The sequence below is a fragment of the Caballeronia sp. DA-9 genome, assembly GCF_051615025.1.
Classification (GTDB): domain Bacteria; phylum Pseudomonadota; class Gammaproteobacteria; order Burkholderiales; family Burkholderiaceae; genus Caballeronia; species Caballeronia sordidicola.
Map to the genome: position 1 here is coordinate 422,937 of NZ_CP195132.1, position 12,328 is coordinate 435,264.

The 12,328-nt window shown below is 59.2% G+C and carries 13 protein-coding genes; 9 read left to right on the top strand and 4 right to left on the bottom strand.

Annotation, left to right across the window (positions count from 1 at the left end; translation table 11 throughout):
- Positions 1 to 2: 2 nt before the first annotated feature.
- The 7 genes from ACRWA7_RS08230 (at position 3) to ACRWA7_RS08260 (ending at position 5,940) form a co-directional block, all read left to right on the top strand.
- Positions 3 to 1,412, top strand: a complete 1,410-nt coding sequence (locus ACRWA7_RS08230; protein ID WP_438392233.1) for an efflux transporter outer membrane subunit — start codon at positions 3 to 5, stop codon at positions 1,410 to 1,412.
- Between the two features lie 454 nt (positions 1,413 to 1,866).
- On the top strand, positions 1,867 to 2,265 hold the full coding sequence (locus tag ACRWA7_RS08235) for a hypothetical protein (RefSeq protein WP_438392234.1): 399 nt from the start codon (positions 1,867 to 1,869) through the stop codon (positions 2,263 to 2,265).
- A 90-nt stretch (positions 2,266 to 2,355) separates the two neighbouring features.
- Positions 2,356 to 2,640 carry a hypothetical protein gene (locus ACRWA7_RS08240; protein ID WP_438392235.1) on the top strand — a complete coding sequence of 95 codons (285 nt, stop codon included), beginning with the start codon at positions 2,356 to 2,358 and terminating at the stop codon, positions 2,638 to 2,640.
- Positions 2,637 to 2,885 (top strand): DUF6723 family protein, encoded by a 249-nt coding sequence (locus ACRWA7_RS08245; RefSeq protein WP_438392236.1) that lies wholly within the window; start codon positions 2,637 to 2,639, stop codon positions 2,883 to 2,885. The genes ACRWA7_RS08240 and ACRWA7_RS08245 overlap by 4 nt, the downstream gene beginning before the upstream one ends.
- A 247-nt stretch (positions 2,886 to 3,132) precedes the next feature.
- The gene (locus tag ACRWA7_RS08250; RefSeq protein ID WP_056365119.1) at positions 3,133 to 3,336 is read left to right on the top strand and encodes a cold-shock protein; all 204 of its coding nucleotides are present in this window, start codon (positions 3,133 to 3,135) and stop codon (positions 3,334 to 3,336) included.
- A gap of 413 nt (positions 3,337 to 3,749) precedes the next feature.
- The gene (locus ACRWA7_RS08255) at positions 3,750 to 3,974 is read left to right on the top strand and encodes a hypothetical protein (RefSeq protein ID WP_438392723.1); all 225 of its coding nucleotides are present in this window, start codon (positions 3,750 to 3,752) and stop codon (positions 3,972 to 3,974) included.
- Positions 3,975 to 4,269: 295 nt separating this feature from the next.
- Positions 4,270 to 5,940, top strand: a complete 1,671-nt coding sequence (locus ACRWA7_RS08260; RefSeq protein ID WP_438392237.1) for a methyl-accepting chemotaxis protein — start codon at positions 4,270 to 4,272, stop codon at positions 5,938 to 5,940.
- 81 nt (positions 5,941 to 6,021) lie between these two features.
- Here ACRWA7_RS08260 and ACRWA7_RS08265 read toward each other — a convergent pair whose 3' ends face one another.
- Positions 6,022 to 6,483 (bottom strand): response regulator, encoded by a 462-nt coding sequence (locus tag ACRWA7_RS08265; RefSeq protein WP_060859062.1) that lies wholly within the window; start codon positions 6,481 to 6,483, stop codon positions 6,022 to 6,024.
- A 269-nt stretch (positions 6,484 to 6,752) separates the two neighbouring features.
- Between ACRWA7_RS08265 and ACRWA7_RS08270 the strand changes: the two genes are divergently transcribed.
- Entirely contained in the window at positions 6,753 to 7,451 is a 699-nt protein-coding gene (locus tag ACRWA7_RS08270; protein WP_060859079.1) for a response regulator transcription factor, read from the top strand.
- Between the two features lie 119 nt (positions 7,452 to 7,570).
- Here ACRWA7_RS08270 and ACRWA7_RS08275 read toward each other — a convergent pair whose 3' ends face one another.
- Both ACRWA7_RS08275 and ACRWA7_RS08280 read right to left on the bottom strand, forming a co-directional pair.
- Complete coding sequence (locus ACRWA7_RS08275) at positions 7,571 to 9,613, bottom strand: ATP-binding response regulator (RefSeq protein ID WP_438392238.1); 2,043 nt, start codon at positions 9,611 to 9,613, stop codon at positions 7,571 to 7,573.
- Between the two features lie 327 nt (positions 9,614 to 9,940).
- Positions 9,941 to 10,324: a VOC family protein gene (locus ACRWA7_RS08280; RefSeq protein WP_438392239.1), complete on the bottom strand. Its 384-nt coding sequence runs from the start codon at positions 10,322 to 10,324 to the stop codon at positions 9,941 to 9,943.
- 118 nt (positions 10,325 to 10,442) lie between these two features.
- Here ACRWA7_RS08280 and ACRWA7_RS08285 point away from each other — a divergent pair, with 118 nt between their 5' ends.
- Entirely contained in the window at positions 10,443 to 10,844 is a 402-nt protein-coding gene (locus ACRWA7_RS08285; protein WP_438392240.1) for a PaaI family thioesterase, read from the top strand.
- 52 nt (positions 10,845 to 10,896) lie between these two features.
- Here ACRWA7_RS08285 and ACRWA7_RS08290 read toward each other — a convergent pair whose 3' ends face one another.
- Positions 10,897 to 12,033 carry a glutathione-independent formaldehyde dehydrogenase gene (locus ACRWA7_RS08290; RefSeq protein ID WP_438392241.1) on the bottom strand — a complete coding sequence of 379 codons (1,137 nt, stop codon included), beginning with the start codon at positions 12,031 to 12,033 and terminating at the stop codon, positions 10,897 to 10,899.
- Positions 12,034 to 12,328: the final 295 nt, after the last annotated feature.

Sequence of the window (12,328 nt, forward strand, 5' to 3'; positions counted from 1 at the left end):
CCATGCATAAAAAATTGCTGGCGCTGGCAGCGAGCCTGATGCTCGCGGCGTGCGCCGTTCAACCCGTGAAACATGCGGACCTGCCATCGACCGTGAAGGCGGTCGCGCCTGAAAACTGGAGCGTGGACGCCCCCGAACATATCGCCGATACCGATACCGCCGCATGGTGGCTGCAATTCGGCGATCCGGTGCTGCACGAACTGGTGGCGTCGGTGTTGAGCCAGAACCTCGATGTCCAGGCCGCGACCGAACGTGTGAAGCAGGCGCAGGCCGTCACCACGCAGCGCCGCGCGGCGCTGCTACCCGAACTGGACGCCACGGCCGCCGCAGCGAATACCCGCCAGAACACGCCGCCGCCGCTGGGTTATGTGCGTGAAGCTGGCGTGGGTCTCGCGCTTGGCTGGACGCCGGACGTATTCGGCGGAGAACGCCTTGAGCTATTGGCGGCGCAGGCGCAACTGACGGGCCGCCAGCATGCCGTCGATGAACTTCGTCTTGCGCTCGCGGCGAACACGGCATCGGCGTACGTGGATCTCCGATGGGCGCAAAGCGAGCAAACAATCTTGCAGGAGAACGTCGCCATTCGCGAACGCGCGCTGAAACTCACGCAAGAACGCCTGCAATATGGCTTGTCCACGCGGCTCGACGTGGCCCGTGCGCAGAATCAGTTGAGCGAACTGCAATCGCGCTTGCCGCGCGCGGCATCGACCATCCAGCACCAGTTGAGCCTGATCGCGGTGTACTCGGGCCGCACGCCTGAATCGGTCGATGACCTTGTGCTCGCCACGGCCGCCGCCATTCCGACGCCGGCCAGCGCGGTGCCGCAGGTCTTGCCATCTGAAGCGCTGTTGCGTCGCCCGGACGTCCGCAGCGCCTACGCCGAACTCACGCAGCGCGCGGCCGAAGTGGGCGTGGCGAACGCGAATCGCTATCCGAAGTTTTCGCTGCAACTGACCGATGGTTTGCTGGCGTCGTCGTATCTCGGCTTGCCGACCTTGACCGATAACCTCTTCAGCGCCGCCCTCAATGCGACCAGTCCCATCTTCAACGCCGGCCGCATCACGGCGGGTATCGAGCAGAGCGAAAGCCGCATGCGTGAATCCGACCTGCGTTTGCGGCAGACCATGCTGCAGGCGTTAAAAGACGTCGAAGATACGCGCAGCGATCTTGTCAGTACGTCGGAACAGGCTGATCGCCTGAAGGACGCGCTGCAATCGTCCGGCCAGTCGCTGCGTTTGTCGACGCAACTCTATAAAGGCGGCGCGAGTGGTTTCCTCGATGTACTCGCGGCGCAAGACGCGTATTTGAAGGATTCGGACGCGTTGAACCAGGCGAAGCGTGAACACGCGCTCGCGGCGGTCGCGTTATTCCGGTCGCTTGGTGGAGGGTGGAGCGGGACGCGGCAGGAATAACGGAAATTGGGGGACTTTGGGCGTTGGGCATACGCTCAGAAACCCCGGGGAAAACCGGTCCGAAGAGACGCAGTTCCGCCCCAGAATATCTAGAGGCCCCAGGCTAAATCGCCGTTTGAACAGCATTTAAAAGGTGTTTTAATCTCATATTAAGACAGGGCGATTTTGTGAGTTTGCAAAAACCGGCCGAATATACCGCTTATAAGAGAATGGCATCCAACGCGGAAAAATAACCCGATTCACTTCATCCATTCCTTTAAATATCCCCGCGACACTTCGGCGCTGCAAGCCGTTTCCGGTTCCGGACAAGCATCGGTACATGCCGAATTGCCTTGCCCAAATCACCGATTCGGCGCATTCTTAATCGTTCCGATGCCAGCGACCGCCTGTTTTTTCCTGTTGATTCATCAGGTTTTTCCATGACGGTCAGCACGGTGTGTTCAGCGAGTGCGCCATGACCATCCATAACATCGAATATCGCGGCTTTGCGTTGCGCGCTTATTCACAGCAGATTTTCCCGCCCCACGGCGATCCGTTTGCAAAAGGCCCGAAGCGATTTTCGGCGATTGTGCAAATTGATTCCATACCGGCCGACAACGCGACTTCAAAGCGTTATTCGCCGGCTTTGAAGGCCACGGAGCCGGCAAGCGCGGAGGCTGCGATCGAACTCGCCATGCAGTATGGCCGGGACATCATCGACGGGAAGGTGCAAGCGGGTGTGCTGTACAACGCGAGAAGCGGACGATTTTCGCACTCTGCAAGAAGGTTCCGACCCACGGTTCCGGTGGCGTCTGCGCCGCTGCCGGCACCGCTGCGCGTGGGCAGCGATGGCGTGAAGAACGACGGCACGTGAGGCGGGACTGAGAGCCTGCCGCACTTGGCGTGAAGAAATCAGCGTTGACGAAATCCCGGGACGTCGCGCAATAACCGAAAGAGCAAGATCATGAACGACACAGTAAGAAGCTATCGCGGCCTTGAAATCTATCCGCTGATCTATCCGCACAAGCCGCGCGGCGCGGACGGATCGCGCCATTACGACTCGGGGTTCGACGCCGCCGTTAAGATCTCCCGGCGCGGTATCGACGACAGCACCACAACCAGCCGCGTCTATCGCGTGCCGGGAGAAAGCCCGTTCAGCGGATCAGGCGAAGCACGCCTCGCTTCCATGCGCTACGCCGAGCAACTGATCGACGGGAATGTGGCGGGCGAATCCATTGTTGATCTATGAGCTACCCGTCTTCCCTCGATAAGCCCGCTGTACATACCAACTACAACGTGGCGGTATCGTCCAGACGCGCAACAGGCGGCACCATGCCTACGTTGCGCGTGACGCGCCTGAGCGACAAGCGCGTGATCTATCCGTTCGTGGGTTGCGCGGACATGCCGCTTTTCCCCGACGCACAGAGCGCGCGCGACTATGCCGAGCAATATGGCGCGCGCCTGGTCGAAGGCGACATCGCCGTGCCCGAATAAAGCATGAGTGCGTGTCCAGCCAGGGCAGGCGGCCGTGTGGTTACATTATGTGACTAGGCTCAGTCCGAAATAGCTTGACACCGCTTCTCACGGGACGTAACCTGAAGGTCGAAGTATTCAAGAAGTTCGATTGCTGTTCATCATTCTCCGTTGTCATCTCCGCGGTATTTGTTGTCCTCTCACTTCCTTGAAGCTTCTCTTGCCTCATTCAGAGGCTGCATCATCTTTATATTTTCAAGGATTTAATATGGATACCGGTATCGTCAAGTGGTTCAACGACAGCAAGGGCTTCGGCTTCATTACGCCTGACGCAGGCGGCGACGACCTCTTCGCCCACTTTTCGGAAATTCGCAGCGAAGGTTTCAAGACCCTCGCCGAAAACCAAAAGGTTAGCTTCGAAACCAAGCAAGGCCCGAAGGGTCTGCAAGCTTCGAACATTACCCCGCTGTAATTGACGGTGTAATAGATTTAACGTGTGAACCGGCTTGCGTTGGTTCACACGCGTATTAAACGTTTCGCGGAGCCTTGGCTCCTGGTTGCGGCGATTTTTAGCTCGTTTTTAGTTTAGTAACGCCGCCACCCTCAGCATTGCATCTGTCTGCCTCTGCTTGCATTTGTTTGCACCACCACTTTAGTCCGCTGTCGCAATAGTCCTCTGCCGCTTTAGTCCCCCTGCAATCTCCTGCAACACTCCGCTGCACTGCGCGATTTAACCTTGAGCATTTTGGCTCGTTCTCGCGTTTGTACTCCGGGCTGCTTTCTGCTGTATTTCTGCTGCGCCTCTGCGAATTCATGGCCTTGAGCCAGTTATCACGTAGTCCTGCAAACGCTTTGTGGGACGGCGTCTATTCGTATGTTTCACCCATGCATAACTCTAAAATTTATCAATATAACGGCTACAAAGTCGTAGCTTTCGCGCATCGCCTCCCAGACGGGTTGTTCGCTTCGAATTTGCTGCTTGAACGCAACAGCGGCCACGAAAAGGGCAGCCGCTACCAGTTTCACGTCCTCGACTATTTCAAGGACGAAGCCCAGGCAATCGGCCATTCCCGCGAATGGGCCCGTGACTGGGTCGACAGCCGCGGTTAGTTGCGGCGGCCTCACTGACACGCGCATTCTCGCGCGGTTAGCTTCCACACGGCGCATCTCATGGTGCGCCGTTGCCGTTTACCCGTTGCAAAAAACCAATTTGCGCAACATGCCGGTCAAAAAATCCACTTATGGAAATACCGGTAAAAAGCTCGCATCTTTTGCTCAAGCAATCGTCTTCGCGGTCGATAAACACTCTGCCTGTATCGACACCCGTGGGAGATCAGGCGACAAAAAATTAACGCGTTCGAGGGTTGAGAGCCTCGCCACTAATAAACGCTTCGGGAGTCGCCACATGAATCTTAGAAATATCTCCATCAGGAACAAGCTTATTGCGGGATTCGGTGTGCTTGCAGTCATTGTGCTGGGCGTTTCGGTTTTTTCGCTGCGCGCCTTGAGCAATTCAACGGATGGCTTTTCGAACTACGTGCATGGCCCGAGCGCACGCGCCGACGTCGCCGCGCAAGTGCGCACGGCGGTGGATCGCCGGGCTATCGCCGCGCGCAATCTCGTGCTTGTCACCAAGCCGTCCGACCTTGAACTCGAGAAAGCCGAAGTGATCCGGGCCTCGGAAGATGTGCAGGCGAAGCTCAAGCTGTTGAAAACCATGGTGGCAAACGGACCTGGCAGCAGCGATAAGGCGCGCAGCCTTGTTGGCGAGATCGATCGCGTGGAGTCGCTTTATGGACCGGTCGCGAATGGCATTGTGGCGCTGGCGCTCGCCGGCAAGCACGAGGAGGCGATCGTGAAGATGGACGATGAATGCCGCCCCTTGCTCGCCGCGCTCGTCAACGCTTCGAACGCCTATGCCGAATACACGCGAGGCCGTCAGGAGCAGATGGTGCGCGCGTCCGACGAACAGTACCAGACGCAACGCAACTGGCTGATCGCGATGTGCGTGGCCGCACTCGCTTTAGCGGTGGCGGCGGGCATGTTCATCACACGTTCGATCACCGGCCCTATCCGGCGTGCGGTCGATGTCGCGAGCACGGTTGCACGCGGCGATCTGCGCAGCCGTATCGCGGTGACGCAGAAGGATGAAACGGGCCAACTGCTTGGCGCGCTTGCCGACATGAACGCGCGGCTGATCGAAACGGTGAGCCGCGTGCGCGAAAGCAGCGGCAGCGTCGCCAATGCGTCTACCGAGATTGCCACGGGCAATACCGACCTTAGCCAGCGCACGGAGGAACAGGCGGCATCGCTCGAGCAAACGGCGGCGAGCATGGAGGAACTGACGTCGACGGTCAAGCAGAACACTGAGAGTGCGCAGCAGGCAAGCGTGCTGGCGTCGAATGCGTCGGACGTCGCACGGCGCGGCAGCGAGGTCGTGAGCCAGGTGGTCGACACAATGCACGGCATCAGCACGAGTTCGACGAAGATCGCGGAAATCACGGGGATGATTGAAGGCATCGCGTTCCAGACCAATATCCTGGCGCTGAATGCGGCCGTGGAAGCGGCGCGGGCAGGCGAACAGGGACGCGGTTTTGCTGTGGTGGCGAGTGAGGTGCGCAGCCTGGCGCAACGGTCATCGAACGCGGCCAAGGAGATCAAGGAATTGATCGCCAACTCGGTGCAGCAGGTTCGGAGCGGCTCGGTGCTTGCGGGACGGGCTGGCGAGACAATGGCGGAAGTCACGCAGGCGGTTGCGCGCGTGACGGACATGATGGAGGAAATCGCGGCGGCGTCGATTGAGCAGCGGCGCGGTATCGAGCAGGTGAATCAGGCGATCACGCAGATGGACGAGGTCACGCAGCAGAACGCGGCGCTGGTGGAGGAAGCTGCTGCGGCGTCGCAATCGTTGCAGGATCAGGGCCGCAGGTTGATGGATGCGGTCGCGTTTTTCCAGATGGAAGACGCGCCCGCGGCTGCCGCGCCGAACGTTCGCGCGCTTGCGAAAGCAGCGCCAAAAAGGGTTCAGGCTGCTCGGTTGCAGGCCGCGGGCAATGAGGGCTGGAGCACGTTTTAACCGGCTTTGAACAGGCCGGAAAAACCGCGCGGGCATCTTTGGACGTCGTGCTGTTTCCTTGCTGACGCGTTCGCCCGTGCGCTAGTAAGTGCCGCGATGCGGTATCGAAAAGTAGGTGGTCAGCATTTCCGCGAGACGCCAGGTGGCGCATGGGCGGCGGCAATGAGCATCGAATCCGGCGTGTTTGAGTGTTTCGATGGGATCGGCCGGCCAGACATTGCTGATCGCGACCAGCAGGCGGCCGCTGATGTCGGCGTCGGGCCGCAGTGCGCTGATAAACGCGTAACCGGACTCGCTGTCGAGCCGCGTGTCCAGTATCAGCGCCTGGGGTTTCCAGTTTTGCATCAGCGAACGCGCCGACTTGAGGTTCTGCGTCTGCATCACCTGTAATCCGGTGAGCCGCAGCAACGCGGCGAGCGATTCGCCAATCAGCTTGTCCTGGTGGGCAATCAGCACCCGGGGCGAGCCAACGGGCATGCGTGCCTGCTTGCGGCTCCAGAGTGCGAAGTGTCTTTCGTCATCGGTGCCTGAACGACTGCTCATGATGTCCTCCTCGTGGTTTTTATGTGAGTGGGCGCAACGCCTGACCGTTGCTGCTCTCGCTGGCTGCAGCGTCAAGTTCGGTAAAGGCGGTGTTACAGAGTCGATGACGCAGTGTCGCGTTTAAGCGTCTGCCGCAAAACCCGGTCGAGGAGGGGCATGGCGCGCGTTTTTCGGGGGGATTGAGGTCCCTCCCACCGATCCCTGCGAAAGGAGGGGTGGCGGGAGGTGCCCTTCCCGGTACCATCGAAGCGTGATTTATGGGAATGGCAATGGAAAACGGTAACTTCAAGACGGTGCTGCTGGTCGAGGACGAGGGGCTCACGCGAAGCGCCATGAAGAGCCTGATCCTTGCCAATGAACCGTTGCTCGATATCGATGAGGCCGACGGCATCGAACAGGCCAAGGAGAAGCTTTCCGGCGGCTCGTACGATCTCGTCTTTCTCGACTATCAATTACGGGGGAACTCCACGGGCCTCGATTTGCTGAACTGGATCGGGGAGCAGGAGCGCGAGGTACAGACCATCATGCTGTCCGCGCAAGACGACCGCGATACGGTGCTGGAATGCATCAGGAGCGGCGCATGCGGATTTATATCGAAGGCGAGCGAGCAGGGCGCGGGCGTGTTTCGCGAGGCCCTCAAGACCATTTTGAGCGGCCGGGTGTACTTGCCTAACAGCGTGCTTGGAAAAGGCGGCCACAGCCCCAAGCCGGTATCGACACATTCGGGCGTGACGGTCGAGTCGTTGAATTTACCGCCGCGCCTGACGGAAACGCTGCGTTACTTGCTGCAGGGTTTGTCGAACAAGGCGATCGCCAGAAAGATGAACATCAGCGAAAACACCGCGAAGGAGTATTCCAGCGATCTCCTCGCGCGGTTTCACGTGACGCGGCGAACGTTTCTGATCGTTGAAATGGCGCGCCGGGGTATTGAGATGCCGATGGGAGCCGCGGCGGCAACGGCGCGGTAGCAGTCAGCCGGGTTAGGCCTGAGAGACCAACACAAAAATGAAGGGCAGGGCATATCGCCCGCCCTTTAGTCAAAACAAATCAAACTGAAGCGACGCTCGCGCGACGCTGCCCTTGCCGTTCAACACCGCAGCGCCGTTTCAGCAAACGACCGCCCCGATATCAGCGACGCAATCTGCCTGCGCAGTTCGGCGGGACTGACCGGTTTGCTGAGCACGTCGTGATCGCATGCAAGCGGCACGATCGTCGCCGCGGGTTCGCCCGTCACCACCAGGAACGGACAACGCCGGCCAAGCGTCACCGCGCCGAGCTTCGCGACTTCGCGGGCGGTTTTTTCATCGCGCAAACGGAAGTCCGTGATGATCAGGTCCGGGTATCGTTCAATCGATCCCAATATCTGCTCGAATTCCTCGAAGCTGCTGGCGGAGTCGAACAGCACGCCCCACTGCACGAGCAGCGCTTCGGTCGATGCTCGCACGAGGCTGTCATCCTCGACCAGCACCACATACAGGCCTTCGAGCGGCACTTCGAGATAATCCGCGGTGTCGCCGCGCGCGCGCGGAGCAGTGTCGCCAAGTGGCGACCCACAGATCGGCATTTCCAGCGAGAACCGCGAGCCGCGGCCTTCCGTCGATTTCAGCTCGATCCGGTGCTCCTCCAGCATGGAGACCACCGCGTTCACAATCGACAGTCCGAGCCCCAGGCCGCGATCATTGTCCTGTTCCGCGTTGCCGACCTGGAAGAACGGCTGGAAGATCGCGTCCCAATGTTCGGAGGCAATGCCAATGCCGTTATCGACCACGTCGATGCGCGTGCGCGTCGCCGAACGCACCACGCCCACAATGACCACGGGCAAGATGTTCTTGCTGGCATCGGCGTAACGAATCCCGTTCGATACCAGATTCGCGATCGCGCGGCCTAGCCAGTGCGCGTCGCTGCGAACGTAGACAGGCGTGCGGGGCATGCGCAGGCGCAGCTCCACGCCGTGCATGGCGGCAAGCGGGCGCAACTGCTCGGCGACTTCGGACACGGCGAGCGTCAGGTCGAATACGTGATAGCGCGGGACCACGCGGCCCGATTCGAGCCTCGACAGGTCCAGCACGGCGTTCAAAAAGCGCGCGAGGATCACGGACGAGCGACCCGATTCATCGATAAGCCGCGCGGCTTCGGTCACGTCGTCATGACGCAGCGCTTCGGCGGCGGCCTGCAGGAACAGGTTGAGTGCGTGCATGGGCTGCCGCAGGTCGTGCGTGGCGGCGGCGAGGAAATTGGACTTTTCCCGGCTGGCCGTTTCCGCCGCCAACGTTTGCTGCTCCTTGAGGGAGATCAGCGCGCGGGTTTTCGTGTCCTGATCTTTCTTCGACGCCAGCAAATCCAGGTTCTTGCGCTCAAGCTGAACGTTGGCGGTGAGGAGCTCGTTGTTGAGCACGCCGAGTGCGCGTTCGGCCGCGAACCGTTCCCGCGATACGCGCTCCGCATGAACACACACGCCATGCCCGATCACGACCACGTTAAACAGATAGAACATGCCCATGTAGAAGTCTTCGGGCGAGAGAATGCGAATGGTGAGCTGAAGCAGGACGATGCTTGAAAACGTGACCACGGCGGCGCTCAGGGCCACCATCGACTTCAGATAAAAGAAACCGAACTGGAAGAAAAAGACCAGATAAAGGCCGACGAAATACCATGTGTAGTTGAAGGGCCGGGGCGATATGGCGACCAGCAGGAGCAGCAGCAGATTGCAACCGTAAACGCCCATGAGAATCACCCGCTGGGATGCGGCATGGGTTGCAAACGAGCCCCTGAGGGCGAGGCTCATCACGAATACAAGCCACACAATGCCCGCTACCCGCAATGCCATGATCTCCATGAATACGGGCTCGAGCGCGGTGCTCACGCGGCCGAAATTGAAGTCGTACCAAAGAAAGCAGATCCATACGGTCAACGCAAGCAGCGCCGACGCACGCCGGAATGCGCAAAAGCGGCGGCTGTGGTCCTCGAGGAACTGTGCTTCCAGTGATGCGTCGGGGAATGCCTTGGGAACCGACAGATTGCGGATGAGGCTCAGGCCTGCGTCGCGTGCGGATGCCGAAACGAGTTGTGACGGCGTTGGCGTGGCGATTTCGGCGGTGCGCTCCGGTACGTCCATGATTCGCTCACTCATTAAAAACGTGACCGGCTACTTTAGCGGAGCACGCGTCCTATGAAAACCTCGTAATGCAGGGACTTTTTAGCGTTCGGCCGATGACGGCTTCGTGTCATTGATTCAATGACGCAAAGGCTATCGTCATTCAAACTCCTTCGCATGAAGATTTATTCCCTGCGATTGCCGCTTTTATCGTGTTTATCGCGCGCGGCACGTAGTGGTCAGGTCCAGGCTGATCCATATAGGACGAAAAACATGGCGCATGTTTTCATTACCGCCCCTAGGGGGCCGCTGGCAGCTTGCAAGCGGGTTGTCGGAATTTGTCTGCTGAATTGAAAATTCAGGCTAGATCGGTTCGGAAATCTCGATCAAATTCAAATCGGGATCGCGAATATAAACCGAGCGAATTTTCTGCGTCGCGCCAGTCCGCTCGACCGGGCCTTCAATAATCGGCCAGTTGCATTGCTTCAAATGCGCAATCACATTGTCCAGAGGAATAGCCGCGATAAAACACAAATCGAGCGCGCCAGAAACCGGCAAATGCGCCTTGGGCTCGAACTCCTTGCCGCGCACATGCAAGTTGATTTTCTGATTGCCGAATTGAAATGCGCTGCGCCCTTCGCCGAAGGTTTCGAATTTCATTCCGAGGACGCTGGTGTAGAAGTGACGGGTCGCCGCTTCGTCAATGCAGGTAAGAACCAGATGATCCATGTGATCGATGATTGCCATAACAAACTCCCTTGCATGCAAATGTCTGTGGTCGGGCGGGCGGCTGAACGGGGTTCATGGCAAAGTCTGGGCATAACGCTTCACATACTCATTGCTGCCCGATACAGGAGTCTTGCCGATGTCCGATTTCGTCCTCGATAATCCGTTTCTCGAATACCTCGATGCTCGCCACGTTGCCTGGGAAGACGGCTATGCCGAGTTTCGCATGCCGATCCAGGCCAAGCATCTGAACCGGCGCGGCGTGCTGCAAGGCGGAGCCGTGGCAACGCTGCTCGATGCCGCCTGCGGTTATGCCGGCGTGTATGCACCCGAAGGCGAGCCGGCGATTCACGGCTTTACATTATCGCTGACGGTCAATTATCTGGACACGGGGCTCGGCGAAAGCGTGACGGCGAAGGGTTTCATAGAAAGACGGGGCCGCAGCATTTACTTCGCGCGCGGCGAAGCGTGGGTGGACGACAAGATCCTGATCGCGAGCGCGCAGGGAACGTTCAAGTATTCTGGACTCAAGAAAGGCTGACGAAGCGCCGGTCTTTCGACGCTCCGTTCCCTGTCAGCAGATTGTCAACGCCTCATGCAGCCGGCTTCAGCACGACCTTGGTCCAGCCGTCGTCGCGGGCATCGAAATGCTTGTAGCCTTCGGGCGCTTTGTCGAGCGGCAATTCGTGCGAGATGATCAGCGACGGTTTTGCCTTATCGGCGGCGATCAGGTCGCGCAGCTTGCGGTTGTACGCCTTGACGTTGGCCTGCCCCGTTGCTATGTGCTGGCCTTTCATCCACATCGAACCGAAGTCGAACGCGAGTTGCCCCTTTTTCATGAGTTCGTCGGGCGATTGCGGATCCTCCGCTATGAATACGCCCACTACGCCGATGCCACCCGTCGCGCGTACCGATTTCACCAGATTGTTCATCGTCAGGTTCGGGACTTCGTGGCCCTTGCAACTGCATTGGTAGCCCACGCATTCGCAGCCGCGGTCGGCGCCTTCGCCACCGGTCATTTCCAGGATCTGGTCGACGGCGGAACCGTCGCTGTCATCGATGGGAATCGCGCCGATTTTTTCCGCCAGCTTCAGCCGGTCGGGATGCGAGTCGACGACCATCACCTTGCTCGCGCCCTTGATGTTGGCTGACATTGCGGCCATCAGGCCTACCGGACCCGCGCCGTAGATCACCACGCTGTCGCCGGCTTCCACGCCGGCGAGCACGGTTGCGTGATAACCCGTGGGAAAAATGTCCGACAGCATCACGTAATCGTTTTCCTTCTCTTCGGCATCTGGCGGCAACAACAGGCAATTGAAATCGCCGAACGGTACGCGCAGGTATTCGGCCTGTCCGCCTTCATACGGTCCCATGCCCGCGAAACCATATGCCGCGCCCGCCATGCCGGGGTTCGCCGTGAGGCAGAAACCCGTCAAGCCCTTCTCGCAGTTCTTGCAGAATCCACAGCCGATATTGAACGGCAAACACACGCGATCGCCTTTCTTGATGCGCTCCACGCCCGAGCCGACTTCCACGACCACGCCCAGGTTCTCGTGGCCAAAGATGCGGTTCGTTTCCATGTTGGTACGGCCTTCGTACATATGCAGGTCGGAGCCGCAAATGTTGGTCGTCGTGATCTTGACGAGCACGTCTGTTGGGCGTTCGATCTTTGCGTCCGGCATTTCCTTCACTGTCACCTTGCGGGGACCTTCGTACACGAGTGCTTTCATGAGTGCTCCTTGATATGAGGGGTCCGCCGACTGGCGGCGCAATGCTTCTTCAGCAGTAGGCATACCTGCCATGAACGCGAAAGCTGTCCGGTAACGATGACTGGCGCACGCTCAAGCCGCGCAGATTTTGCGAAGTTTGCGGGCGGATGACAGCGTTGCGCGCATGGCGGCATTCGCACTTGTGTCGCCTGGGTCCTAGCACCATGACGCGATTGTTCTAGGAGCCGGGTTTATGGTCGCATCTACTCGATAAAACCGATCCAGCTCGCATAGCCTGCCGGTTCGCCAATCCTTT